Consider the following 23472-nt stretch of genomic DNA (forward strand, 5'->3'; position numbering starts at 1 on the left):
CCCGAAAACGACGAGCAACCGACAAGAGAGCCCATGAGCAAGACGAACATCACCTCCCGAATTCCCGGTTTCCATTCCATGTCGGTCGAGGCGCGCATCGCCAGGCTGGCCGAGTTGACCGATCTCGACGAAGCCGCGATCGCGCAGCTCTCCAACACCGGAAACCTGGAGGTCGAGACGGCGGACCGCATGATCGAGAACGTCGTCGGGACGATGAATATCCCCGTCGGCGTCGCCACCAACCTGATCGTCGACGGCCGTGAAATCCTGGTGCCGATGGCGACGGAGGAAAGCTCGGTCGTGGCGGCGGTCTGCAATGCGGCCAAGCAATGCCGCTCGGCCGGCGGGATCGCGACCTCGAGCAGCGGGCCGCTGATGATCGCGCAGGTGCAGCTCCTGGGCGTCAGCGACCCGGAAAACGCACGCTTCAAGATCCTGGAACGGCGGGAGGAGATCAAGGCGATCTGCGACGAGACCGATCCCGTCCTGCTGAAGTTCGGCGGCGGGTTCCGCGACCTGGAAGTCCGCGTGCTTGAAACCGACGACGGTCCGATGGTGATCACCCACCTGATCGTCGATACCGGCGACGCCATGGGCGCCAATGCCGTCAATTCCATGGCGGAGGCGGTGGGGCCGCGGATCGAGGCCTGGACCGGCGGTCGGGTGCTCCTCCGGATTCTCTCGAACCTCGCCGACCGGCGTCTGGTCCGTGCGCGGGGCGTCTGGAAGCTGGAGAACATCGGCGGCGCGGAGGTGCGCGACGGCATGCTCTCGGCCTTCAGGTTCGCGGATGCCGACCCCTATCGGGCCGCCACCCACAACAAGGGCATCATGAACGGCGTGACCGCCGTGGTGATGGCCAGCGGCAACGACACGCGCGCCATCGAGGCCGGCGCGCATGCCTTCGCGGCGCGCAGCGGCCGCTACCGCAGCCTGACACGATGGGAAGGGGACGCGGAAGGCAATCTGGTCGGCCTGCTGGAGATGCCCATGGCCGTCGGCTTGGTCGGCGGTGCGACGAAGATCCACCCGACCGCCCAGACCGCTCTCAAGATCATGGGCGTTTCCAAGGCGGACGAGCTGGCGCGTGTGATCGCCGCCGTGGGCCTGGCGCAGAACTTCGCGGCGCTGAAGGTGCTGGCGACGACCGGCGTGCAGAAGGGACATATGTCGCTGCACGCCAAGAATATCGCGGCCATGGCGGGCGCCCTCGGCGAGGAAGTCGAGCTTGTCGCCGCGAAGCTGAAGGAGATGGGCAAGGTGCGTGTCGACATCGCCGAGCGGCTGCTGGCCGAGCTGCGCGGCGGCAAGGCCTGATCCGTGGCCGCGGACACCCGCCCCGTTCCACTGCCACGGCTGAGCGCGGCGCTTTACCTGCTGATGACGCTGGTCATGCTTGCGCTGGCCGGGGTGTGCCTGCAGGGCGGTATCCGGAGCGTTGCCCAAGCGGAGCGCGCGCTTGCCCTGCGCGATGTGGCCACCGAACTGACGGAACTCTCCATCGCGGTCGCCAAGGGCGAGCCAAAGGCCTCGGCGCTGACCCGGACCTTGCAGGATTGGCTCCTGCAGACGGCGCCGCGACCGGCCGCCGCCGCGGGGGCGCTGGCCGAGGCGCGAGGGCTTGGAAGCGACGGCAACCCCCGCCTGGTCGCCCGTCAGGTGGCTGCGGTCTTCGACGACTCCGACCTGAGCGGCGCTTTGCTGCAGGCCCACCTCTTTCTCGTCATGCGCGACGAGCGGCAACGGGCCGTCGAGACGATCCTGAACGCGCTCGCCGGCCGCTACGGCCTGGAGATCGAACGGCGCAGCCTACGCGAGACCGTGAGTGCCTGGGTCGCGGGCGAGGCGGCGCCGGAAACGGAAGCGCTGCTGCGCACCTTGCCGGAGGCGGAGACGCCGGCCGGCATCTTCTTCGGCGCCGGGGTGAAGCTGATCTTACTGGCGTGCCTGCTGCTGGGCGGGCTCGTCTATGCCCGGCGCTTCCTCGGCGACGCGCGCCGGCTGCTTCGCTATGGGCGCCTCTAGGCCGGCGCGGGACACCCAAGAGACGTCGCCCGGGTGCGGAGGTGCTAGCTAAACCGCTCGCCGGCATAGGGTGTCATATCGATCCCCGGCGCGCGGCCCTCGATCAGATCGCGGATCAGCAGGCCAGTCGCCGCTGCTTGCGTCAGGCCCATCTGGCCGTGGCCGAAAGCCAGCCAGGCGTTCTCGAAGCGCGGCGCGCGGCCGAGGATCGGCAGGCCGTCGGGCAGGGAGGGGCGCTGGCCCATCCAGCGTTTCGCGCGGCTGAAATCCGAGATCCTGAAGAGGAGCTGCGCCCGCCGCTCCAGCCGTGTGAAGAAGGCTTCGGCGGGTGGCGCTTCCAAGCCGGCGAACTCGACCAGGCCGGCGACCCTGATGCCGTCGTCCAGGGGAGTGACGGCGACGCCGAGCGATGGCACAAGGGCCGGCAACCGCAGACCGGCCGGGTCGAGCGGAAGGTCGAGGTGGTAGCCGCGCTCGCTGTCCAGCGGGACCGAGAGGCCGAGCTTGCGCGCCAGCGGACGGGAGCGGGCACCGGCTGCCAGGACGACGAGATCGCAGGGGTGCCGGCCCGTCTCCGTCACGACGGCGGACAGGCGGCTTCCCCGTCCTTCGACAGCGATCGCCCGTTCAGGGAGAAACTCCGCGCCTGCGTCGGTCAGGGCCGCGGCGAGATGCTGACTGAGGCGCCAGGGCGAGGTCACTTGGCCGCTATCTCGCGACAGAACCGCATGGTCCGACTGCAGGGCCAGGCCCGGCGCGAGTTGCCGCAACTCGGCCTGGTTCACGTCGTCCAGAATCATCCCGCGCCGGCGGCGCAGCGCATTCGCCGCAGCCGCGCCCGCGCGTTCCTCCTGCGAGCGGTAGAGGTAAAGGCAGCCGTCGCGGCGGAACAGCCGCCGCGCGTCGGGCAGATCCTCCAGCAGATCCATCCAGCGGTCGTAGGCGGGTAGGGTGAGGGCCGCCATCGCCTGGGAGATGCGCTCCACCTCCGCCGGCCGCGCCGCCCGCGCCACGTGGTAGCCGTAGCGTAGCAGGTTGGGCAGGTGGCGCGGGCGGATCGCCAGCGGTCCGTCCGGATCCAGCAGCAGGCGCGGCAGGCGGCGGAACAGTCCCGGCCGGGCTTCCGGCACCACGGCCGAGCCGGCGATCAGCCCGGCGTTGCCGTAAGAAGTCTGGCTGCCCGGCTTTTCCGGATCGATCAGCAGGGGTCTGTGGCCCGCCGTCTGCAGGGCGCGGGCCGTGGCGAGACCGACGATCCCGGCACCGATCACGATGGCGGTCCGGCCGCTCATCCCTTGCCGGCCCAGCGGCGCTCCGTCATGAGGCCGGGCTGCGCAGAACCTCGCCGGCGTCCTGGTCCGTCCTCTGACCGTCCTGCATGGCGAAGCGGCCGTTGACCAGCACGTGGACGAAGCCGCGCGGATGCTGCCGGGGATCTTCGAGGGTGCCGCTGTAGGTCACCTTGTCGTAGTCGAAGACGGCGATGTCGGCTGCCGCCCCGGGCCGCAGAACGCCCCGGTCGGCGATCCCGATCCGCTCCGCGGGGAAGCTGGTCACCCGCCGGATCGCCTCCTCCAGAGACATCAGCTCCAGGTTCCGCACGTAGTGTTCTAGAAAACGCGCGGCCCAACCGTAGCCGGCCAGGGAGCCAATGAGGCTGCCGGTTGGGCCGCGCCGACTGAGCGCCAAGGTATCCGACATGACGCCACAGTCGGGACGGACGAGACAGAGCCGCAGGTCCTCCTCGAAGAAGCTCTTGGAGGTCCAAAGCATGTGCAGCGCGTTCTCGCCGGCCTCCAGCAACAGGTCGAGAACGGTATCGTAGGGCGCGGTGCCGCGCTCGGCCGCGACATCCGCGACGGTCCGGCCGAGAATCTCGGGGTCGTTCGCCCGCAGGAAGTGGATGAGATCCCAACGGCCGTCGAGCACCAGCCGCCACATGGGGGCCGGGTTGGCCTTCATGCGCCTGCGTGCCTCGGGATCCCGAAGCCGTTCGAGCAGCCGCTCGACGCCGCCTTCGCGCGCCCAGGCCGGCAGGATGGCGGCAACGCCGGTATGGGACCATTCGTGCGGGATGACGTCGAAGGCGACGTCCAGTCCGACCGCGCGCGCCTGATCGATCATCTCCAGGGCATGAGTCATCGCATGATCCGGCCGCCCGTACTTCGGCTGGATGTGGGAGATCTGGGTCCGTACGCCGGCGACCCGGCCGACCGACAGTACCTCGGTGAAGCCCAGATCGTAGTGGATGTCCCTGTTGCGCACATGCGAGGCATGGAAGCCGTCGCGCTCGGCCACCACCCGGCAGAGCCGCGTCAACTCGCTGGCGGTGGCGCCCAGGCCGGGCCAGTACTCCAGTCCGGTGGAGAGGCCCCAGGCACCCTCGTCCAGAGACTCTGCGACCAGGTCCGCCATGCGGTCCAGATCGTCTTCGGTCGGCGGGCGCACCTCATCGCCCAGGACCGCGCCGCGAATCGCGCCGTGGCCGACCAGCCCCATGACGTTCAACCCCAGCGCCTTGCTTTCCAGCGCGTCGAGATAGCCGCCGAAGGACTGCCAAGTCACCTCCACGCCGGGCAACCGCCCGACCATCCAGCGCTCCATGCGCCGCGCGTCGCCCACCGGGGCGAAGCTGTAGCCGCACTGGCCGGCCAGTTCGGTCGTGACGCCCTGCATCACCTGGCTGTCGGCTTTGCCGTCGGCCAGCAGAACGGCGTCGGAGTGGGTGTGGATGTCGATGAAGCCCGGCGTCACCGTCAGGCCGGTTACGTCGATCCGGTTGGGCGCCTCGGCCTCGGCCAGATCGCCGACCGCGACGATGCGGCCCTCGGCGATCCCGACGTCCGCGACGACGGCAGGGCTACCGGTGCCGTCGATCACTCGGCCATTGAGCAGCAGCGTGTCGATCATGACGCGTGTCTCCCGGTTCTCTGTTTTCCGCTCGTCTCCCTCACAGGCGCGGCCCATAGACCAGATCGGGTAGGAAGGTGATGATCTCCGGGAAGACGATCATCACCAGCATCATCACCATGTAGGGCAGGATGAAGGGCAGGACGCCGATGGAAACCTGTTCGATGGAGATGTTGGTCAGCCGCGCGGCGACGTTGAGATTGCCGCCCAGGGGCGGAGTCAGGAAACCGATCTCGCAGCTCATCACCATGAAGATGCCGAAGACGATGGGATCGACGCCCATCGCCACCAGACCGGGCAGGAAGATCGGGGTGAAGAGGATGATCTGCGCGAGGGACTCCATGAAGGTGCCGACCGCGATCAGGATCAGGCCGACGATGACCATGACCCAGAAGGGGTTGGCGGCCACGGTGTCCAGAAAAGCCTGCACCGCCTGCGGCATGTCGTAGAAGGCGAGTACCTGTCCGAAGGCGAGCGAAGGCGCGATGATGATCAGGATACCGCTCATCAGCGCGGTGAACTTCAGAGCTTCGGCGAAGCGATCCCAGGTCAGCTCGCGATAGACGAAGACGCCGATGAAAAGGGCATAGAAGACCGCCACCGAAGCGGCTTCGGTCGGTGTGAAGACCCCGCCGTAGATCCCGCCGAGGATGAGAATAGGCGCGAAGACGGCCCATTTCCCGCGCCAGAGCGCCTGCAGCAGCGGACGGAAGGAGAAGCGGTCTCCTGTGGAGCCGTAGCCGCGTCGCACCGAGATTACGTAGGCCGTCACCATCAGCATCAGCGCGACCGATACGCCTGGGACGAAGCCCGCGAGAAACATGCGCGGGATCGATTCCTCCGCCACTAGGCAATAGATGATCATCAGGTTGCTGGGCGGAATCATGCTGCCCAGGGCGCCGGCCGAGGCGGCCACGGCGGCGGCGAAGCGCGGCCGGTAGCCCTGGCGCACCATCTCCGGAATGGTGACGCTGCCGATCGCCGCCGTGGTCGCGGGGCCGGAGCCGGAGAGGGCGGCGAAGAGCGCGCAGCCGAAGATCGTGACCATCGACATGCTGCCGCGGTAGGCGCCCACCAGGGACTGGGCGATGGCGATCATCCGCGACGCCATGCCGCCGGTCTCCATCAGACGTCCAGCCAGGATGAAAAGGGGAATCGTCAGCAGCGGAAAGGGCTGCAGGGCCGTGAAGGCGTTCTGCGCCAGCAGGGTGACCGGAATGTCGATCAGAACCAGCGCAACGGCCGTCGTCAGACCGACCGCCGCGAACAGTGGCATGCCGAGCAACGTGAAGCCGACGAAGCAGAGAACGACGATCAGGGACGCGCTCATTGGGTGCCGGCCCCATCTTTCCGAAGGGCTTCGTCATGCGATGGAGGCGTGATGCCGGGCAAACCGACGCGGCCGCCCGCGAACCAGCGCACGTATAGCTGGGCCGCGCGCAGCATGATCGCGACGTAGCCGATGATGACGATGCTCTGCGGCCACTTCTGGTCGATGCCGAGCGAAGGTGAGATGAACTCGCGCTGCCACAGCAGCGAGATGTATTCCCAGCCAACCACCAGCATCAGCGTGCAGAAGCCCATCCAGAGCAGGTCGCCGAGCAGGATCGCTGCCAGGGCCAGGGGGCGGGGTAGGGCCTCGACGGCGAAGAGGATGCGGATGTGGAAACGGTCCCGTACCGCCACGGCGGCGCCCATATAGACCGCCCAGACCATCGCGAAACCCGCCAGCTCCTCGGTCCAGGTGATGGCGGTGCTGAAGACGTAGCGGCTGACCACCTGCGCGAAGACGCAGACGGCGATCAGACAGAGGGCGGCCTGTGCGACGATCTCTTCGGCACGATCGAGAAGCAGTCTCATGGCTAGAGGCACCACTGGCAGGAGGAGGGCGCCGCGTACGGCCTCCCCTGAAGAAAGGGATTGCTGGATAAGGGGCCGGCCGGCGGGGGCGCCTCCCGGGCGCGCTCCGCCAGCCGGCCGTTTTGCGCCTCAGCCCTCGGTTTCGCGAATGCGAACCAGCAGGTCGCGGAAGGCTTCGCCCTTCTCGTCCGCGAACTTGTTCTGCACGCTCTCGGCGGCCTCGATGAAGGGACCCTTTTCCGGATAGGTGACATTCATCCCATGACCGGCCAGAGCGTCCCGCACCTTCTGAATCTCGTCTTTCATGATCGCGCGCTGGTGGTCCTGAGCCTCGGTGGCGGCCCGGCGCAGGGCCTCGGCCTGCTCCTCGTCGATGCGCGACATGAAGCGGTCGCTGACCAGCAGCGGCGTGAAGCCCGAGAAGTGCTCCAGGATCGCCAGATTGTCGGCGAACTCGTAGAACTTCATGTCCAGGATCACGCTGGTGCCGTTGTCGCCGCCGTCGATGGTGCCGGTCTGCAGGGCCGTCGGCGTTTCCGACCAGGCCAGCGGCACCGGCTCGGCGCCGAAGGCGCGGAAGGTTTCGATCATCACCTCGTTCTTTGGCACCCGGTACTTGAGGCCGCCGAAGTCCTCGAAGGTCTCGATCGGGCGCACGCTGTTGTAGAGGTCGCGATGTTCGACGTTGTTGAAGGAGAGCAGATGGACGCCGGTCTGCTCCAGCAGTTCGTCCTGGATGAAACTGCCCACCTCGCCGTCCAGTACGGCGATCGCATGATCGCGGCTGCGGAACACGTAGGGCAGCACGAAGACGTCCATCATGCCGAAGTGCGGCGAGATGTTGTTCTGCGAGATGAGGTAGCTGTCGACCGTGCCGAGCTGGATCGCCTTGAAGGCATCGTCCTCGCTGGAGATCTGCCCCGAGGGACGGAGCTTCACCTCGATTTCGCCGTTCGTGTAGCTGTCGACCAGCTCCGCGAACTTCTTCGCGAAGACGCCGTTGTTCGAGTCCAGCGGCGTGCCCCAACCGAGATTCATGGTCGTTTGAGCCAGGGCCGGACCTGTCAGGGCCGCCAGGGCGACGCCGGCGCCCAGGATCGTGACGGCCGTCCGTCGTGTAAGCGATGTGGTCATGTTTTTTGCCTCCCGCGAACGTGCCCGCCTGGGCCGTCCCGTTGATTTCCCATAAGCGGAAAGCCTAGTGGGCAAAGGCAGGCGCGTATAATATCATTGCGTTCGTCTGTGATACCGAAAAGGCATCAGTTTCGTGCGACCGCGTTTCGATCTCCGTCATGTCGCCTGCTTTCTGGCCATCGTCGAGCACGGCAGTTTCCGGGGCGCCGCGCGCCATCTGAACATCGCGCAGCCGGCTTTGAGTCGCACTCTGCGCAATCTCGAGGAGGCTCTCGGCGCTCTCCTCATCGCGCGCGACCGGCGCGGTCTGGAGTTGACGCCGGCCGGCCGCGTTTTTGCTGCCGGGGGCGCGCGTCTCCTGGACGAGGCGGCGGATCTGGCCCACAGCGCTTCGCGGGCTCACAAGGGACTTCTGGGGCAGCTCCGCGTCAGCTACACGGACTTCGCCATCGCCGGCGCCTTGCCGGACATCGTCAACGCCTTCCGCACGGCTTTTCCCGAAATCTCGGTCACCTTTACGCCGAGCGTCACGACCAGTCAGATCGAGGCGCTGCGGGAGGGACGGATCGACGCCGGCTTCCTGACCGGGCCGGTCGAGCTTCCGTTCCTGCAGACCCACATGGTTCAGCGCGACGATATCGTCGCGGTATTGCCCGCCGGGCACAGGCTTGCCGCGCGGGAGCGGGTGACGCTGGGCGATCTCGCGGACGAAGCCTTCGTTCTCGGCGTCAGCGAGCGCTGGTCTCATTTTCTCACTCACGTGACCCACCTCTGCCAGGGCGCCGGTTTTCTGCCGAAGCTCGCTCAGGAGGCGGCGGACAGCGAGGCGATCCTCGGGCTCGTCGCCGCCGGTATCGGGGTCACCTTGAGTATCGAGAGCATCGCGAAGCGGCCGCGGCCCGGCATCGTGATGCGGCGCCTCGTCGGGCAACCCTATGAGGTTCAGACATTGCTCGCGTGGCGGCGCGGCGGAGAGGATCCGGCACTGCAGCACTTCCGCGATATCGCCCTGATCTACTGGGCCGAAGTTGCGGCGGTAACGGCGGACGGGGGGCGGCCCGCAGCCGAGTGAGTCCCCGTCGGGAAGCTACGCGATCCGGCAAGGACCGTGTCGATCCGGCTCCTCGAAGCGGGAGCGAAAGTCGGCCAGCTTCCGCTGGACCTGATCGCACATCTCCCGGTAGTCTCCCGCCCATGTGGAGATGTTTTCGCCGTCTGGCCGCGACCCTGGCTGTCGCCGCGTTGTTGGTCAATCTGGCCGGTCACGTCGCGCACGCGGCCTCCATGGGGTCGCTCGAGACGCCGGAGGCGGACGGGCCACTCCTCATTATCTGTACGTCCCAGGGCACGCAGGTCCTGGTCTGGACGGCCGACGGCTACGTGCCTCTGCCGGATCAGTCCGGGCAGGGCAAGCAACCCTGTCCGCTCTGCGCGTCCTTGGCCGGCGGCGCCCTTTTGCCGCCGGCCGTTCTCCTCGCGGCGAGTCTCGAACTCATCGTCGAACCGGTAAGCCGCCCGGAGAGCCGCGCTCCCCAACCTGTTCCCGCCTACGCGACCCCGCTTGTCCGGGCGCCGCCGCGAGTCTCCCTGCTCTGAGTCTCGAGCCGTCCGGGCGCGATCCGTCAGGACAGATACGATGAAACACGGCCGCGAACGCTGCTGCTGCCCGCAGCCTATGCGTTCGCGTGGGGGAGTCGCAGGTGTCACAGTTATCTTCAGGGCCGCGCCGCCGGGCGCGGGCGTCGATCCGGTATGTCGGTCGGCGCGGCCGGTCGCTTGAGCTCGGGTTTTGTCTCCTTGCCGGCCTGCTGGTCGGTCTGCCGCTGCAGGCGGCCGCGAACGAGAGCAGTTCGGGTCTGCCGTTTTTTCAAATTCAGAACGGCGATGTGCAACCGAACCATACGAGCCCGATTCGTCAGTTCGAAGCCGTCCGAGGTGCCGGACTGGATGCCGCGCGCCCTCCGGGCAGGGGCGTTCAGCCGGTCGCGGACTTTCTGCCGCGGCTGCGCCAGCACCGCGATTCCCGGCCGCTTCCGATCGCGCCGCTTTTCCAGTTCGACCGGGCGCCGGGGGACATGCCTTACCGGACGGACAACATTCGTTTGCCGCTTGGGACGGACGACGCGCTTCGGCGCAACGCCGATCATTTCAAGATCTCCGGCGGCTATGCGACGCCGGGCGACACCTTGGAGGCCTTGGGGCAGGCAACGCTGCGCCGACCGGAGGGTTACCTGCGCGCCTTCGCGCGCGGGACCGATGCGCGCGACGGTTTCGAGGGCGGCGACGGCCAGCAGGTTCCCTTCGAATACTCCCGCAACAGCCAGCAGCTCGTGTTGGGCTGGACGCCCTCGGCGGACTTCGAAGCCTTCGCCGTTCTGCTGCGCGACGATATCGATGACGACGCGACACCGTCATCGCGGTTGGACAATCTCGAGACCGACCGACTGGTCGGGCGGCTCGGTTTCGAGCTCAGGGATGTTCCGGGTGAGGCGGTCTCGCGCGTCAGGGCGGAGATGCGCATCCGCGACGTCGAGCGGGTCAACAACAACTTCGACGTCCGGGATTTCACGGTTGCGCCCGGTGCCCGGCGGATCGAGGTCGAAAACGAACGCTTTTTCATCGACGGCCGCCTGTTCGGAGACTTCACCGCCGGCGCCTTCGAGAACCGGCTCGGCCTCGATTGGATCGTCGAGCGGCGCGACGGAGACCGCTTGACCGATCTGAACGCCGCGAGCCCCGAACCGCGCTTGAATGGGCTGGCCTCGCCCTTGTTCCCCGATATCGCGGTCGCCGAATTCGGGCCGACCTTCGAGACGGCGACCAGTCTGAGCGCGGACGACCACATGCGCTTCGGCCTGGGGTATCGCTTCGTCCACGCGGATGCGCAGGATGTCGATACAGCCGGTCAGGGGCCTTTCGCCAATCTCGCGCCAGGCTTGCCCGCCACGGCCTCCAATCTCTACGACTTCTACTACGGGTCGACGGAGGTCGAGCAGAACGATCACCTGCTGTCGGCCAGGGCCGTCTATCAGCATGAGACCCTGGACGACCGGCTGACGCTGTTCGGCGAGGTCGCGCGCACGGACCGCGCCGCGGACTCCAAGGAACGCTATTGGGCCGGAACCACGCCGCCGCCCCAGGCGGCAAACCGCCTGGTGGGTAATCCCGAACTCGAGCCCGAACGGCACTATCAGGCGGCGGCCGGCTTCATCTTCGACGGTCCCGACTGGATCGACTTCGGGCGTGCAAGGCGCGGCGGTACGACGCTGCTGCCGGGCGCCTGGCAGATCTCCGGAGCCCTACGATTCTCCCACGTCGAAGACTTCATCACGCGCGACTCCGCGAGGCTGCAGTCGGGGGTGTTGAGAAACGACGGCGCTCTGATCTTCCGCAACGTCGATGCCAATATCTTTACCGCCGAACTCGACGGTCAGTGGAACGTGACGACCAACCTATCGGCACGCGCCAACGTCATCTACAGCTATGGACAGAACAGCAGCGACAAGCGGCCGCTGTACGGGATCGCGCCCCTCGAGGCCAATCTCCTGCTGGACTACTCGGATCGGCTCGGCAGCTTCGGGACTTGGTCGCTCGGCGGCAAGCTACGGCTGGTTGCGGACCAGACCCGCGTCGACGACAACGCGGTGACGGGGTCCGGCTTCGACGAAGGCGAGACTGACGGCTGCGCGGTGCTCGACCTCTACGCCGGTGCGCAGCTCTACGACCGGATCGGACTGCGGCTCGGCGTCGAGAACGTTTTCGACAGCGATTACCGGGAACATGTCGCGCGTCATACGCTCGATTCCCGGCAAAGATCGCGGATCGCCGCGCCCGGCCGATCCCTTTTCGTCAACGCCATCGTCACTTTCTAACCGAGAAAGGAGGCAATCGTGTCTTTCGCGATCACGCGCCGGTCGGTCCTTGGCGGGCTTGCCGCCACGGCCGCTGTATCCGGCCTGCCGTACAGGGCTTTCGCCCAATCCCTGCGCCTCTTCGGCGCGCCCATCGGCGTCTCCGTGCCGTTGGCCCACCTCGTGGACCGCAATGGTCTGGCGCCGCTGGCGGACAACGCGACGCTGACGATCTGGCGGTCGCCGGACGAAATGCGAGCCGGCGTCGTCTCCGGGGCGATCGAGCTGACCACCTCGCCGGCGCCGACGGCGGCCAATCTCTACAATCGCGGAACGGGCATGCGCCTCGCCGGCGTCCTGACCACCGGCATGCTCTACCTGATGACGACGCGGGGCGGTCTCGATGACCTTACCGGCCTGGCCGGGCAGCGGGTCCTGGTCCCCTTCCGGGGCGACATGCCGGACCGAGTGTTCGAGCTGTTGCTGCGCGCGCGCGGCATGAGCCTGAACGACGTCGAGGTGCAATACACCGCGACTCCCATCGAGGCGGCGCAGCTTCTGTTGGCAGGGCAAGCCGAGTTCGCGGTACTGCAGGAGCCGGCGGCCACGGCGTCGATCATGCGGGGACTGGCGCAGTCGGTTCCCGTGTTCCGGGCGCTGGACTTTCAACAGCTCTACGCCGAGACAGGCGGCGAGGGGCTCGACATTCCCATGGCCGTCCTCATCATGCAGGACAGCCTCCGCGACCGTCTTCCCGACCTCCCGAACAAGCTGCTGAGCGAACTCCGCGGCTCGACCCAGTGGGTGCGGAACAATCCGGCCTCGGCGGCACGGCTCGGCGAGGACTATCTCGGTCTGCGGCAGCCGGTCCTGGAGCGCTCGATTCCCTTCATGAACCTCTCCCTGCGGACACCTGCCCAGGCGCGCGCATCCTTGGAACGCCTCTACGGCGAGTTGGCCGGCGAGTCCGCGGCACTGATCGGAGGCAGGCTCCCCGATGACGATTTCTACCTCGATATCCAGGCTTAGAGCGGCGCCCTCTCCGACTCCACTGCAGCGGACTGTCTGGAGCAGCGCCGGCCTGTTCGCCTTGATCCTGGCTTGGTGGCTCGGCAGCCTCGCCTTGAGCCCGATAGCCTTGCCGTCGCCTCTGGAGACCGCCTCGGCCTTGAGCCGCATTCTGTTCGACGGCGTCGCCCTTTCGTATCTCCTGGAAACGGCTTTTCGCGTTCTCTGCGGCTTCGCGGTGGCGCTGACCGTCGGTGCTGTCCTGGGCCTTGCGGCCGGCCTCTCGGTTCCGCTTCGACAGGCGGTCGGGCCCATCCTTTCGATGATGCTGGCCGTTCCGCCGATCGCCTGGGTCGTGTTGTCTCTCCTCTGGTTCGGGCTCGGCGGTCAGGCGGTGATCTTCACCATTGCCGTCGCGCTCGTTCCCATCGTCTTTCTCGCCATGCTGCAGGGGATGCGGACGGTCGATCCGGCCTTGGTCGAGATGGCCGAGAGCTTTCACCTGAGGTTTCCCGACTTCCTCCGGGAGGTCCTGCTGCCCCACCTCCTGTCCTACCTCCTGCCGGCTATGGTGACCGCTTTCGGAATTGCCTGGAAGGTTGCCGTCATGGCCGAATTGCTGGGCGCGCACAGCGGCATCGGCTCCGGCCTCGCCGTGGCGAGATCGAACCTCGACACTGCGGAAAGCTTCGCCTGGATCCTGCTGGCCGTCGGGAGCTTCCTGGCCGTGCAGTACGGTTTGATTCAACCGCTCTATCGTCGGCTGGAACCTTGGCGCGAGCCGGCCGCGGGCGCCGGGCGGCAGGTCGCCTCGTGACCCGGTCCGCAGCGCGGCTTGCACCCGGCAGGGGGGATGCTCTTGCCGCCTTGACCGCCGTTTCCGTCGACCTCGGTGGCCGGACGGTCCTGCGGGAGATAGATCTTGCGGTGGAGCCGGCCCGCCTGGTCGCGGTGATCGGTCCGTCGGGGTGCGGGAAGACGACCCTTTTACGCTTGCTCGGGGATCTTCTCGAGCCGACCGCCGGAACCGTCGCGGGCTGTCGGGAGCGAACCGCCTTCGTCTTCCAGGACCATCGTCTGCTGCCCTGGCGAACCGCGCTCGCGAATGTCGCTTTCGGCGCCTTGTCGCGTGGGGTCGACCGCCGCGAGCGGCGGGCCATGGCGGAGCGTCTCTTGTTCGAGTGCGGTCTTCCCCCCGAGTCCCATGGCCTCTATCCGGCCCAACTCAGCGGGGGCATGCGTGCGCGCGTGGCCCTGGCCCGTGCCCTCGCCGTCGAACCGCGGCTGGTTCTCCTCGACGAGCCCTTCAATGGACTGGATCTACAGATGCGCCGAAGTCTGCAGTCCATGCTGTGTGCGCTGGTCGAACGGCGCGGTCTCGGGGCTGTCCTGGTGACCCATGATCTCCTGGAGGCGTCTCGCATCGCCGATCGGGTCGTTGCGATTTCCTCATCCGGCCGCATTGCCTTTCTGGAGAGCTTCGAGCGCCGGCCGGCCGAACGGAACGGCGATGCGATTCAGGCGGCTGCACAGCGGCTGACGCTTCGGCTCGAGTCGAGCGCGTCGGGACGGGACTGAGAGATCGTTCGCCCTACACAAACCGGACGGCTCACACGAACTTCCGGAACAGCCGGGTCTGGTCGAACAAGGCTTCCAAGCTGCGCATCCGCTCGCGGGTCTCCGCCCAGCCGGAATCCTGCACCGCGGCGATCAGCGCCTCGACGATGAAGAGCGTGACCACGGAAGAGTCCCAGGCCGAGGGCGCCTCGATCCGAGCGTGAAAGCTGTGGGCCGCGTGCTTGGCGGCGGGGGAGCCCCACTGGTCGGTGAAGACCAGGGGGACGGCACCGCGTTCCTTCGCCATTTCGGCCAGGCGCAGCAGGTCGTGTTCGTAGCGGCGCACGTCGAACAGGGCCAGGACGTCGCCGGGCTGCATGTTGAGCACGTAGTGCGGCCAGGTGTTCGCATTGGGGGCGATCAGGGTCAGGCCGGGGCGCACGACCTGCAGGTGGGTGAAGAAGTAGTCGGCCAGGGCGCGGCTGATCCGGCCGCCCACCACGTAGACGCGGCGCTCCCGGTCGGACAGCAGGGCGACCGCCGCGTCGAAGGTCTCGGGGTCGATCTGGCCGAGGGTCTGGCGCAGGTTCTCCATGACCGCCTCGGCGAAACGGTTGAGAATGTGGGTGTCCGGCGCATCGGCGGCCCAGCCGTCGTGTTTGGCGATGGGCGTGGAGATCGTGGCCTCCAGCTCCGCCCGCAGTGCCGCCTGCAGTTCGGGGAAGCCGGCAAAGCCGAGCTTCTTGGCCATGCGGACGACGGTCGGCCCCGACACGCCCGAGGCTTCCGCGACGCTGGCGATGCTGTCGAGTCCGAGCACGGGGTAACTGGCCAGCATGGCATTGGCGAGTTGGCGCTCGGCGCGGGTCAGCGCGGCGAAGCGACCGCGGATCCGTTCTGCGACGGTGAAGTCCTGCACGGTTTCCACGCTCGGGCGGCCTCCTTACCGCGGCCTCTTGTCGGTCCGCTTCCGGGGCCAGTCTAGCCCGTTGTGAAGAAGTTTTGTCTAATCAATCGCACCAGAAAGAAACGTTTCAGAATCGCCTTGACTGTCCTGAGCCATCTGGAAAGATGACGCGCAGGTTTCAGGCAAGCGGCGTCCCGGCCGGCCGATCCGCTGACAGGCCGGTTACGGTCGGCGCAGGCCAGCGCGGGGTGGGGACAGGCAGGTGGTAGCGGCGCTCAGACTCTACGTTCGCGCTGTCGAGGCGATGGCCCGGGCCGTCGGTCGCGTCACCATGTATCTGATCTTCGCGATGATCGCGGTGCTGCTCTACTCCTCGATCTCCAAGACCTTCTTCCTGCCGGCGATCTGGACCTTCGAGCTCGCTCAGTTTCTGATGGTCGCCTACTTTCTGCTGGGCGGAGGCTATTCGATGCAGCTCGGCGGCCATGTCCGCATGGATCTGCTCTACGGCGCCTGGTCGGACCGTACCAAGACCTGGGTCGACTCCTTCACCATTCTCTTTCTCATCGCCTACCTGGTGCTGCTGCTTTACGGCGGCATCAACAGCTCGATCTATGCCCTGGTCTATGGGGAACGCAGCTACTCCGCCTGGCGGCCCTACATGGCGCCGATCAAGATCGTCATGTGTATCGGCATCTTCATCATGCTGCTTCAGGCCATCGCGACCTGGATCCGCGATCTTTGCCGGCTGCGCGGGATCGACCTCTGATGGGCCACGAAGTCATCGCCCTGCTGATGTTCTCCTCGATGATGCTCATGCTCATCACCGGACAGCGGGTCTTCGCGGCGATCGGCGCGGTCGCCGCCATCGCCGCCCTGTTGCTGTGGGGCCAGGGCGGCGGCGACATGGCTTTCTCGGCCGCCATGAAGCTGATGAAGTGGTATCCGCTGCTGACGCTGCCGCTCTTCATCTACATGGGCTACATGCTGTCGGAGTCCGGCATCGCAGACGATCTCTACCGCATGTTCCATGTCTGGTTCGGGCCGATGCCCGGCGGGCTCGCGATCGGCACCATCCTCTTGATGGTGGTGATCTCCGCCATGAACGGGCTGAGTGTCGCCGGCATGGCGATCGGCGCGACCATCGCCCTGCCCGAACTGCTGCGTCGCGGCTACGATAAGCTGATGGTGACCGGCGTCGTCCAGGCCGGCTCGTCGTTGGGCATTCTCGTCCCGCCCAGCGTCGTGCTGGTACTCTACGGCATGATCGCCCGCCAGCCGGTCGGCCAGCTCTGGCTGGCCGGAGTTCTGCCGGGCCTGATGATGGCCGCGCTCTTCGTGCTCTACATCGTCGTGCGTTGCCGCATCACGCCCGAACTGGGGCCGGCGCTGTCCAGGGAGGAGCGGGAGCGCTACAGCCTCGTGGACAGGCTGAAGCTGCTGCGGGCCGGCGTTCTGCCGCTGGCCATCTTCTTCGCCATGACCGGCCTCTTTCTGATGGGCGTGACCTCGCTGGTCGAGAGCTCGGCCGTGGGCGCCGTCTCGGCCACGCTGGCCGCCCTGGTCAAGGGGCGCCTGACCTGGCCGGTGATGGAAACGACGATGCGCAAGACGCTGGCGATCAGCTGCATGTTCATGTGGATCATCCTGGCGGCCCTCTGCTTCGGCGCGGTCTTCGACGGCCTGGGCGCGGTGCGGGCCATCGAGGGCTTCTTCACCAGCGACCTGGGGCTTGGGCCCTGGGAGATCCTGATCCTGATGCAGCTTTCCTTCCTGCTGCTCGGCACCTTCATGGACGACACCGCGATGCTGGTGATCGTCGCACCGCTCTACGTGCCGCTGGTCGGGGCGCTCGGTTTCGATCTCGTCTGGTACGGCGTGCTCTACACCATCACCTGCCAGATCGCCTATATGACGCCGCCCTTCGGCTACAACCTCTTCCTGATGCGGGCCATGGCGCCGCCGGAGATCACCCTGATGGACATCTACCGTTCCGTCACTCCCTTCGTGGCGGTGATGCTGCTGGCGCTGGTCCTTGTCATAGCCTTCCCGCAGATCGCGCTCTGGCTGCCGGAGCTGCATTACGGACGCTGACGAACAGAAGAAGGCGCGGCCGGTTCAGTGGAGCCGGCATGGGCCCAGGAGACAACGAACCCGAACGAGGAGGTGCAGAGCGATGACCACAAGACGCAAGTTTTTGAAGACGGCAGGGGCGGCGACCGCCACCGCCGGCGCCGCGGCGGTGGCCGCACCGGCGGTTCACGGTCAGTCGAAGATCACTTGGCGACTGCAGACCTACGCCGGTCCGGCCTTGGCCGAGCATGTGATCAAGCCGTCGATCGACGCCTTCAACAAGGTCGCCAATGGCGAAATGGAGATCGAACTCTACTACTCGGACCAACTGGTGCCGACCGGCGAACTGTTTCGCGCGATGCAACGCGGCACCATCGATGCGGTGCAGTCAGACGACGACTCCATCGCTGCGCCCGTCGACATCTCCGTCTTCGGCGGCTACTTCCCCTTTGCGACTCGCTACAGCCTGGACGTGCCCGTCCTCTTCAACGATTACGGCCTGAAGGAGATTTGGGAGGAGGCCTACGGCGAAATCGACGGTGTCACCTGGCTGTCGGCGGGTGCCTGGGATCCCTGCCACTTCGCCACGGTCGACCCGATCCGCAGCCTGGAAGACCTCAGGGGCAAGCGTGTCTTCACCTTCCCAACGGCCGGCCGTTTTCTGTCACGCTTCGGCGTGGTCCCTGTCACTCTGCCGTGGGAAGACATCGAGGTCGCGGTGCAGACCGGCGAGCTGGACGGCATTGCCTGGTCCGGCATCACCGAGGACTACACCGTCGGCTGGGCCGACGTGACCAACTATTTCCTCACCAACAATATCTCCGGTGCCTGGTGCGGTTCCTACTTCGCCAATTCGGAGCGCTGGGAGGAACTGCCGGAGCATCTCAAGACCCTGTTCCGCCTCTGCATGGACAGCTCTCACTACTACCGTCAGCACTGGTATTGGGGGGGCGAGGCGAAACTGCGGACCGGTGGAGACAAGCTGGAGCTGACCACCATTCCGGACGCCGAGTGGCAGCAGGTCGAAGACGAGGCGATGAAGTTCTGGGACGAGGTCGCCGGCGAGAGCGACCGCAACGCCCGCGTCGTCGCCATTCTCAAGGAGTACCGTGAGGTGATGCAGAGGGCGGGCCCGCCCTACCGCTATTCCTGACGCGACGACAAAGGACGGAACGCGACGATCCCCGGAAGAGACGCTTCCGGGGATCTTTCTTTGGTCGCCCGAGTCTCGTGAAGGTCCGAGACTCGGATCGCGAGGCTCGAACGAAAGAAGGAGCTACGTCGGAGCGATCTTCACCGCTCCCTTGGCTGCCGATCTTTATAGATATTTAAGTCATTAAAAGGTCTGCTTGTCTCGTGAGGTCATTTTTTTAGTGACGCTCCGAAGTCTCTCCGCTAATGATCGTGGCGACCCATGAGAAATTGCATAGGATAGGCAATGGCTAACTTCAAGAAAGTGGCTGAGGCAGTGGCTGAAAGCGGTCTGTCTCGCGCGCACATCTACCGCCTGATTGATCAGGGCAAAGTCCCGTCTCAAACCGAGGGGCGTTTGCGTAAGGTTGATGTCGAAGCGCTGAAGCGATTCGTTTCGGACTCTGCCTCCAAGCCGCGTCGCGGGCGTCGCCCCGGCTCCGGCAAGGCGGCGCAGGCCGCTCAGCGCAAGTCAACGGTCGCTGCTCAGCGCAAGCCCGCCGTCAAGGCCGCCCGTAAGACGACGCGTAAGACCGGGCGCAAGACGACCGGAAAGGCCGCGACATCGGTCGCGACGCCGGCGGCGCCCGTCGCTGCCAAGTCCGCTCCGGCCCGGGCCACCACTCGCCGTGCGACCGGAACGCGCAAGGCAGCCGCCGCGAAGCGGTCGGCCGCACCTCAGTCGGCGGGCGGGGGCAACGAGCTCGAATTTCTGCGCGGCGAGGTGGCGCGCCTCTGGGGCGAGCTCGACTTGCGCCGTCAGGATCAGCAGGCCGAGTGCGATCGTCTGTTGAAGATCATCGAGAGCCTGACCCGGCGCGCGTGAGTCCTTCGGACGCGCCGGATCGCGTCGCTCTGGGACCGACCTCCGTCGGCGCAGCGGCGATACGGTTCGCACGATGGAGGCAATGCCGGTGGCCGTGGCTAGTGGGCGGCCACCGGTGAAACCTGTGAGACCGGCCGCAGAGAGATGCGGCCGTCTTCTTGTGGCGAGACGGCGATGGCGCACCGGTACGAAGCGACTGTGACCTGGTCGGCGGCGGAGCAGGGCGCGACGACCGACTACAAGAGCTACGGGCGTGGGTATCGGGTTGAGATTCCGGGCCGGCCCGACCTCTTGGGGTCATCGGATCCAGCCTTCCGGGGAGATGCCGGCCGGCACAATCCGGAAGACCTCCTGCTGGCGGCCCTGAGCGGCTGCCACCTGCTTTGGTATCTGCACCTCTGCGCGACCTCCGGCATCGTCGTGCTCGACTACCGCGACGAAGCGACGGGGGAGATGCAGTTGGAGAAAGGCGGCGGCGGACAGTTCGTCTCGGCACGGTTGTGCCCGCAGGTGACGATCGCCTCGGGGGGCGATGTCGAGCGGGCCAGAGCTTTGCACACCGAGGCCGCGGCCAAGTGTTTCATCGCCCGCTCGGTCAACTTCCCCGTTCATCACGATCCAGTCGTCTCGCTGGAGCAGTCGTAGGACCCGAGGCAGCGCCGGATCGGCCGAGTGCCGGATCGCCGGCGGTTCTGCCTCTGTCTCAAGACGGTCTTGCGACGATTGCCGGCAGCCGGCCCTCGGCCGCTACTGTCCGAGCCAGCGTCGTGCCGCAAGGCTGTGAAGCACACTGTCGGGCGCTTCCAGGTTCGATGCGACGGGGGCTTTGGCTGCTGGCGCCTTGGCCGCTCGGGAGCGGGCCTTGGCGGCTGCGCGTTTCGGCTTGCCGGGAGCGCCCGCCGTCTCGTTGCCGGGGGTCGACTTGTTCTTGGCCTTACCGGCTACCGGTCGCTTGGCACGCGTGGTCATGGTCTCCAAGGGCTCCCAAATGGATGCGTTTGCCGCTCTTGAGATCACCTTACAGGTCGCAGCCTAAATCAGAAAGGCTGGGAGAGGTACGGGTCTTGCCTGCCCGGCACCGAAGACCGCCTGGCGGCAAACTCGATGTCTCGCCGACCCACCCTGCGCGTGGAGGGAGGCGGGCCAAGCCATGCTTGAACCGCGCCGGGGCTAAGCTAGCAAGCGGTCGACCGGAGAAGCTCAGCACGCCGGGCGCGGATGCGCCGGATCTGGGCCGTGAGCTGGGCCAGGGATGCGAAGCTGCCGCCATCCAGTGTCGCCAGGTCCGGCTCGGTCGTGAAGAAAACGAGGTTGTGACCCAGGGACAGGGCCAGGCCTGCCGGCAGGCCATCGACCTCCAGCGGCTGGGTGACGACTTCAGTGAAGGGGTCGGACGTACTGGGCTGTTTCATAACGTTTGGTCTTGACCTCCCGAGAACCAGCCCTGCCATCGATACTTCAGCGTCTCGCAGCCGGCCCTGACTACGGAACGCTATAACCATATAGACCACTATGTCTTAAGTAGGTCTTGCGCCAAGTCAATTCCACCTGTGCGAAGCGGCTGGGTGCCTTTGCTGCGGTAGCGGGTTCTGCCGGATCTAGAGCGTCACCCCGTCCGCAAGGGGGCCTCCGCAAGGTGACCGTCATAGGGCGTCAATCCGGCATCGAGAGCCAGCATGCGGGCCTCAGCCGTCGTTGGGGCCGCTCCCTCCAGGCCCTTGATCTGCAAGGCGAGAGCCACGAAGACCCGGAGCGGAAGTCGCAGCTCTCCGACTGCCAGCATCCATCGCGACGGACCTGCCGGAAGCCCCGTTTCAGCGAGCAGATCCGTCGTGCTGCGACCGGCGGCGGCGGCGGCGGCGGCCTCGAAATCGGCGCGTTCCAGGTTATGTGAATTTATCATGACAACAGACCTTCGGGCTTAGGGGAGGGGGGTGTCAGGCTCCGGCGCGACGGCGCGGCTCACCTGCGGTCGCCATTCGATTTCCCGCCGCAGCTTGCGTCGCATGGCCTCGGCGAAGTCCTCGTAGCGGCGCGCCACCTCGACGAAGGCGCCGGCCCCGCCGATCACTTCCGTCCGATAGTAGAGATCAAGGTCGGGCACCTCGTTCAGGATCGCTAGGCCGTTGACGGTGATGTCTTTCAGCACCGCGACGCTGCGGCCCTGGGGCGCCGTGAGGCTGAATTCCCGAAAGGCCGTCTCCCGGCCGTCTCCGGACAGGTCGATCACCTGTCGCGCGCTGCTGTAGCCGTTGCGTTCGATCTGCCAGACGGCATATTGGATCGCCTTGCCGATCCCGGTGCCGCCCGCCGGCAGCTTTCGCGGCATTTCGTCGACCTGGGCTGCGAAGGCTTCGATGCTCGCCTTGCCGGACAGCCGTGCCCAGGGCAAAGCTTGTTTCGGCCGATTTGCTTCGGCCCAGAGCATGACGGTGACGGCAATCGACCCGTCCGGTCCGCTGGCAATCGCCGCGGCTACGTCGGGCGCGCGCAAGGCGGCCGCGATGCCGCGCATCTGAAGCCGGTACTCGGCGTCGTCGACGGACCCGGAGGCATCGACGGCCAGGACCAGTTCCAGGTCGACCGGTTCCAGGTTGCCGGCGGCCGGATCCACCGGCGCCTGCGCTGCGGCCGGCACGACCGTCAGGCCGATCAGCAGAGTGGCGAGCAGACTGCGCATGGCCGTGACTTTAGCGCGGAAGGCCACGGCTTCGAGTTTCTCTCTCGTTACGTCGTCGCGGCTGTTTGGGGCGGGGCTTGCTCGAAGGTCAGTCGGACGCGCAGGCCGGGCGCATTGTCCTCCAGCCGCAGATCGGCGCCATGAAGTTTTGCGACGGCCGCGACCAGGGACAGGCCCAGTCCGCTGCCGGGTTCGCGGCGGCTCTCGTCCAGCCGCACGAAGCGCTTCAGAACGGTCTCCCGGTCTTTGACTGGAATCCCGGGGCCGCTGTCGGCGATGCAGAGCTCGACCTGGCCGGCGGATGTCTTCACCGCCAGCTCTAACGTACCGCCGCCGCTGCAATACTTGAGCGCATTGTCGAGCAGATTTGAGATCAGTTGAGCGAGAAGCTGGCGATGGCCCTCGACCGGGGCCGGCGGTTGGATGCTGCTCCGCCAGCTCAGACCGGCCTCGCTCGCGGCCGGTTCGTAGAGCTCGCTGATCTCTTCGGCGAGCAGGCCGAGATCCAGCAGCTCGAACTGGGACTTCGCCGCCCCCGCTTCCGCCCGCGCGATCGACAGCAGGCCGCCGAAGGTCGCGAGCAGGTGATCGGCCTCGGCCAGCGCCCGTTCCAGCGCCTCGCGGTAGGCTTCCGTATCTTCCGGGCCGCGCAGCGCCAGTTCGATCCGGCCCTTCAGGCGCGTCAGCGGCGACCGCAGGTCGTGCGCGAGGCTGTCGCTCACGGTCCGCAGGCCCGTCATCAGCTCCTCGATCCGCTGCAGCATGGCGTTGAGACTGTCGCTCAGCCGGTCGAACTCGTCGCCGCTGCCGTCCTTGGGCATGCGCTGCGAAAGGTCGCCGCGCATGATCTGGCGGCTGGTCGCCGTGACCGCGCCCACCCGCCGGGCGACGTTGCGGCTGATCAGCCAGCCGCCTGCGACGCCGAGAAGGAGGGCGGCACCGAGCGCCCAGGCGAGGGCTTCGACCAGGGCGCCGGCGTAATGCGCCCGCGCACCGAAGTCCCGGCCCACCAACAGGCGGTGACCGGTCTGCAGCGCGAAGCTGCGGGCGCCGACCTGGCGCGGCTGAACCCCTTCGTCGGTCCTTCGGCGTAGCGTGAGCAACACCCAGTCGCCGTCGCCGATGGCGGTGTCCGGCCAAGCGCCCAGGTTGCCGGCCAGCTTCTCGCCCTGCGGTCCCACCAGAAGGTAGACCCCATTCGGGTCGCCGTTTTCGCCGGACCGCCGGTCGATGGCCTCGACGAGTCCCGACAGACCTCGTTCGCGCGCCTGATCGGCCAGGCCGCGCAGCTCCGCGGCGACTGTCTCGCCGACTTGACGGTCGAGCACAGGGACGGTGCGAAAGTAGACCCAGCCCAGGAGCAAAAGAACCGAAAGCGCGAAGAAGCCGAAGTAGACGAGCGCGAAGCGCGCCGTGGCACCCGCCGGCAGGAGGCGTTGGAGCGTCACGC

24 protein-coding genes are annotated in these 23472 nt (G+C 66.8%); 13 read left to right on the plus strand and 11 right to left on the minus strand.

Features of this window, described 5'->3' with window-relative positions; translation table 11 throughout:
* Nucleotides 1-33: 33 nt before the first annotated feature.
* Together DBZ32_RS18555 and DBZ32_RS18560 are read left to right on the plus strand one after the other, a co-directional pair.
* Nucleotides 34-1317, plus strand: coding sequence for a hydroxymethylglutaryl-CoA reductase, degradative (locus DBZ32_RS18555; protein ID WP_119168723.1), 1284 nt, complete (start codon nucleotides 34-36; stop codon nucleotides 1315-1317).
* 3 nt (nucleotides 1318-1320) lie between these two features.
* Nucleotides 1321-2025 (plus strand): hypothetical protein, encoded by a 705-nt coding sequence (locus tag DBZ32_RS18560; protein WP_119168724.1) that lies wholly within the window; start codon nucleotides 1321-1323, stop codon nucleotides 2023-2025.
* A 44-nt stretch (nucleotides 2026-2069) separates the two neighbouring features.
* On the opposite strand, the gene DBZ32_RS18565 is transcribed toward DBZ32_RS18560, so the two are convergent.
* From DBZ32_RS18565 to DBZ32_RS18585, 5 genes are all read right to left on the minus strand, one after another.
* Entirely contained in the window at nucleotides 2070-3317 is a 1248-nt protein-coding gene (locus DBZ32_RS18565) for an NAD(P)/FAD-dependent oxidoreductase (RefSeq protein ID WP_119168725.1), read from the minus strand.
* Between the two features lie 25 nt (nucleotides 3318-3342).
* Complete coding sequence (locus DBZ32_RS18570) at nucleotides 3343-4935, minus strand: N-acyl-D-amino-acid deacylase family protein (RefSeq protein WP_119168891.1); 1593 nt, start codon at nucleotides 4933-4935, stop codon at nucleotides 3343-3345.
* Between the two features lie 40 nt (nucleotides 4936-4975).
* Nucleotides 4976-6265, minus strand: a complete 1290-nt coding sequence (locus DBZ32_RS18575; protein ID WP_119168726.1) for a TRAP transporter large permease — start codon at nucleotides 6263-6265, stop codon at nucleotides 4976-4978.
* Nucleotides 6262-6795, minus strand: a complete 534-nt coding sequence (locus DBZ32_RS18580) for a TRAP transporter small permease (protein ID WP_119168727.1) — start codon at nucleotides 6793-6795, stop codon at nucleotides 6262-6264. Before DBZ32_RS18580 ends, DBZ32_RS18575 begins: the two co-directional genes overlap by 4 nt.
* Nucleotides 6796-6924: 129 nt before the next feature.
* Nucleotides 6925-7929, minus strand: coding sequence for a TRAP transporter substrate-binding protein (locus tag DBZ32_RS18585; RefSeq protein WP_119168728.1), 1005 nt, complete (start codon nucleotides 7927-7929; stop codon nucleotides 6925-6927).
* 133 nt (nucleotides 7930-8062) lie between these two features.
* On the opposite strand from DBZ32_RS18585, the gene DBZ32_RS18590 reads away from it, so the two are divergent.
* The 6 genes from DBZ32_RS18590 to DBZ32_RS18615 all read left to right on the plus strand — a co-directional run bounded on the left by DBZ32_RS18590 (nucleotide 8063) and on the right by DBZ32_RS18615 (nucleotide 14366).
* The gene (locus tag DBZ32_RS18590; RefSeq protein WP_119168729.1) at nucleotides 8063-9001 is read left to right on the plus strand and encodes a LysR family transcriptional regulator; all 939 of its coding nucleotides are present in this window, start codon (nucleotides 8063-8065) and stop codon (nucleotides 8999-9001) included.
* Nucleotides 9002-9123: 122 nt separating this feature from the next.
* Nucleotides 9124-9525 carry a DUF2946 family protein gene (locus tag DBZ32_RS18595; protein ID WP_119168730.1) on the plus strand — a complete coding sequence of 134 codons (402 nt, stop codon included), beginning with the start codon at nucleotides 9124-9126 and terminating at the stop codon, nucleotides 9523-9525.
* Nucleotides 9526-9629: 104 nt separating this feature from the next.
* A complete protein-coding gene (locus DBZ32_RS18600) occupies nucleotides 9630-11801 on the plus strand; it encodes a TonB-dependent receptor (RefSeq protein WP_119168731.1) in 2172 nt (723 codons plus the stop codon).
* 18 nt (nucleotides 11802-11819) lie between these two features.
* Nucleotides 11820-12809, plus strand: coding sequence for an ABC transporter substrate-binding protein (locus DBZ32_RS18605; protein ID WP_119168732.1), 990 nt, complete (start codon nucleotides 11820-11822; stop codon nucleotides 12807-12809).
* Nucleotides 12778-13605, plus strand: coding sequence for an ABC transporter permease (locus tag DBZ32_RS18610; RefSeq protein WP_119168733.1), 828 nt, complete (start codon nucleotides 12778-12780; stop codon nucleotides 13603-13605). Before DBZ32_RS18605 ends, DBZ32_RS18610 begins: the two co-directional genes overlap by 32 nt.
* Nucleotides 13606-13655: 50 nt before the next feature.
* Nucleotides 13656-14366 (plus strand): ATP-binding cassette domain-containing protein, encoded by a 711-nt coding sequence (locus DBZ32_RS18615; protein WP_162906837.1) that lies wholly within the window; start codon nucleotides 13656-13658, stop codon nucleotides 14364-14366.
* 31 nt (nucleotides 14367-14397) lie between these two features.
* Here DBZ32_RS18615 and DBZ32_RS18620 read toward each other — a convergent pair whose 3' ends face one another.
* Entirely contained in the window at nucleotides 14398-15273 is an 876-nt protein-coding gene (locus tag DBZ32_RS18620; RefSeq protein ID WP_119168734.1) for a MurR/RpiR family transcriptional regulator, read from the minus strand.
* 241 nt (nucleotides 15274-15514) lie between these two features.
* Between DBZ32_RS18620 and DBZ32_RS18625 the strand changes: the two genes are divergently transcribed.
* The 5 genes from DBZ32_RS18625 to DBZ32_RS18645 all read left to right on the plus strand — a co-directional run bounded on the left by DBZ32_RS18625 (nucleotide 15515) and on the right by DBZ32_RS18645 (nucleotide 19987).
* On the plus strand, nucleotides 15515-16021 hold the full coding sequence (locus tag DBZ32_RS18625) for a TRAP transporter small permease subunit (protein ID WP_208539297.1): 507 nt from the start codon (nucleotides 15515-15517) through the stop codon (nucleotides 16019-16021).
* Nucleotides 16021-17346 (plus strand): TRAP transporter large permease, encoded by a 1326-nt coding sequence (locus DBZ32_RS18630; RefSeq protein ID WP_119168735.1) that lies wholly within the window; start codon nucleotides 16021-16023, stop codon nucleotides 17344-17346. Before DBZ32_RS18625 ends, DBZ32_RS18630 begins: the two co-directional genes overlap by 1 nt.
* 82 nt (nucleotides 17347-17428) lie before the next feature.
* Complete coding sequence (locus tag DBZ32_RS18635) at nucleotides 17429-18478, plus strand: TRAP transporter substrate-binding protein (RefSeq protein ID WP_119168736.1); 1050 nt, start codon at nucleotides 17429-17431, stop codon at nucleotides 18476-18478.
* A gap of 285 nt (nucleotides 18479-18763) precedes the next feature.
* The gene (locus DBZ32_RS18640) at nucleotides 18764-19342 is read left to right on the plus strand and encodes a MerR family transcriptional regulator (RefSeq protein WP_119168737.1); all 579 of its coding nucleotides are present in this window, start codon (nucleotides 18764-18766) and stop codon (nucleotides 19340-19342) included.
* Between the two features lie 174 nt (nucleotides 19343-19516).
* Nucleotides 19517-19987, plus strand: a complete 471-nt coding sequence (locus DBZ32_RS18645) for an OsmC family protein (protein WP_119168738.1) — start codon at nucleotides 19517-19519, stop codon at nucleotides 19985-19987.
* A 102-nt stretch (nucleotides 19988-20089) separates the two neighbouring features.
* Here DBZ32_RS18645 and DBZ32_RS18650 read toward each other — a convergent pair whose 3' ends face one another.
* The 5 genes from DBZ32_RS18650 to DBZ32_RS18670 all read right to left on the minus strand — a co-directional run bounded on the left by DBZ32_RS18650 (nucleotide 20090) and on the right by DBZ32_RS18670 (nucleotide 23470).
* Nucleotides 20090-20311 (minus strand): hypothetical protein, encoded by a 222-nt coding sequence (locus DBZ32_RS18650; protein ID WP_119168739.1) that lies wholly within the window; start codon nucleotides 20309-20311, stop codon nucleotides 20090-20092.
* 206 nt (nucleotides 20312-20517) lie between these two features.
* Complete coding sequence (locus tag DBZ32_RS18655) at nucleotides 20518-20754, minus strand: hypothetical protein (protein WP_119168740.1); 237 nt, start codon at nucleotides 20752-20754, stop codon at nucleotides 20518-20520.
* 194 nt (nucleotides 20755-20948) lie between these two features.
* Nucleotides 20949-21245: a hypothetical protein gene (locus DBZ32_RS18660; RefSeq protein ID WP_119168741.1), complete on the minus strand. Its 297-nt coding sequence runs from the start codon at nucleotides 21243-21245 to the stop codon at nucleotides 20949-20951.
* Nucleotides 21246-21263: 18 nt separating this feature from the next.
* Nucleotides 21264-22049 carry a DUF1194 domain-containing protein gene (locus DBZ32_RS18665; RefSeq protein WP_119168742.1) on the minus strand — a complete coding sequence of 262 codons (786 nt, stop codon included), beginning with the start codon at nucleotides 22047-22049 and terminating at the stop codon, nucleotides 21264-21266.
* A 20-nt stretch (nucleotides 22050-22069) separates the two neighbouring features.
* Entirely contained in the window at nucleotides 22070-23470 is a 1401-nt protein-coding gene (locus DBZ32_RS18670) for a sensor histidine kinase (RefSeq protein WP_119168743.1), read from the minus strand.
* Nucleotides 23471-23472 lie beyond the last annotated feature (2 nt).

Origin of the sequence: Algihabitans albus (genome assembly GCF_003572205.1) — a bacterium.
Classification (GTDB): domain Bacteria; phylum Pseudomonadota; class Alphaproteobacteria; order Kiloniellales; family DSM-21159; genus Algihabitans; species Algihabitans albus.

What these genes read in the sequence shown, in the direction of transcription:
- DBZ32_RS18595 (WP_119168730.1), top strand. Translation starts at nt 9,124, where the DNA reads ATGTGGAGATGTTTTCGCCGTCTGGCCGCGACCCTGGCTGTCGCCGCG.
- DBZ32_RS18655 (WP_119168740.1), bottom strand. Translation starts at nt 20,754, where the DNA reads ATGAAACAGCCCAGTACGTCCGACCCCTTCACTGAAGTCGTCACCCAG.
- DBZ32_RS18645 (WP_119168738.1), top strand. Translation starts at nt 19,517, where the DNA reads ATGGCGCACCGGTACGAAGCGACTGTGACCTGGTCGGCGGCGGAGCAG.
- DBZ32_RS18660 (WP_119168741.1), bottom strand. Translation starts at nt 21,245, where the DNA reads ATGATAAATTCACATAACCTGGAACGCGCCGATTTCGAGGCCGCCGCC.
- DBZ32_RS18570 (WP_119168891.1), bottom strand. Translation starts at nt 4,935, where the DNA reads ATGATCGACACGCTGCTGCTCAATGGCCGAGTGATCGACGGCACCGGT.
- DBZ32_RS18575 (WP_119168726.1), bottom strand. Translation starts at nt 6,265, where the DNA reads ATGAGCGCGTCCCTGATCGTCGTTCTCTGCTTCGTCGGCTTCACGTTG.
- DBZ32_RS18585 (WP_119168728.1), bottom strand. Translation starts at nt 7,929, where the DNA reads ATGACCACATCGCTTACACGACGGACGGCCGTCACGATCCTGGGCGCC.
- DBZ32_RS18610 (WP_119168733.1), top strand. Translation starts at nt 12,778, where the DNA reads ATGACGATTTCTACCTCGATATCCAGGCTTAGAGCGGCGCCCTCTCCG.
- DBZ32_RS18565 (WP_119168725.1), bottom strand. Translation starts at nt 3,317, where the DNA reads ATGAGCGGCCGGACCGCCATCGTGATCGGTGCCGGGATCGTCGGTCTC.
- DBZ32_RS18580 (WP_119168727.1), bottom strand. Translation starts at nt 6,795, where the DNA reads ATGAGACTGCTTCTCGATCGTGCCGAAGAGATCGTCGCACAGGCCGCC.
- DBZ32_RS18650 (WP_119168739.1), bottom strand. Translation starts at nt 20,311, where the DNA reads ATGACCACGCGTGCCAAGCGACCGGTAGCCGGTAAGGCCAAGAACAAG.
- DBZ32_RS18635 (WP_119168736.1), top strand. Translation starts at nt 17,429, where the DNA reads ATGACCACAAGACGCAAGTTTTTGAAGACGGCAGGGGCGGCGACCGCC.
- DBZ32_RS18640 (WP_119168737.1), top strand. Translation starts at nt 18,764, where the DNA reads ATGGCTAACTTCAAGAAAGTGGCTGAGGCAGTGGCTGAAAGCGGTCTG.
- DBZ32_RS18630 (WP_119168735.1), top strand. Translation starts at nt 16,021, where the DNA reads ATGGGCCACGAAGTCATCGCCCTGCTGATGTTCTCCTCGATGATGCTC.
- DBZ32_RS18555 (WP_119168723.1), top strand. Translation starts at nt 34, where the DNA reads ATGAGCAAGACGAACATCACCTCCCGAATTCCCGGTTTCCATTCCATG.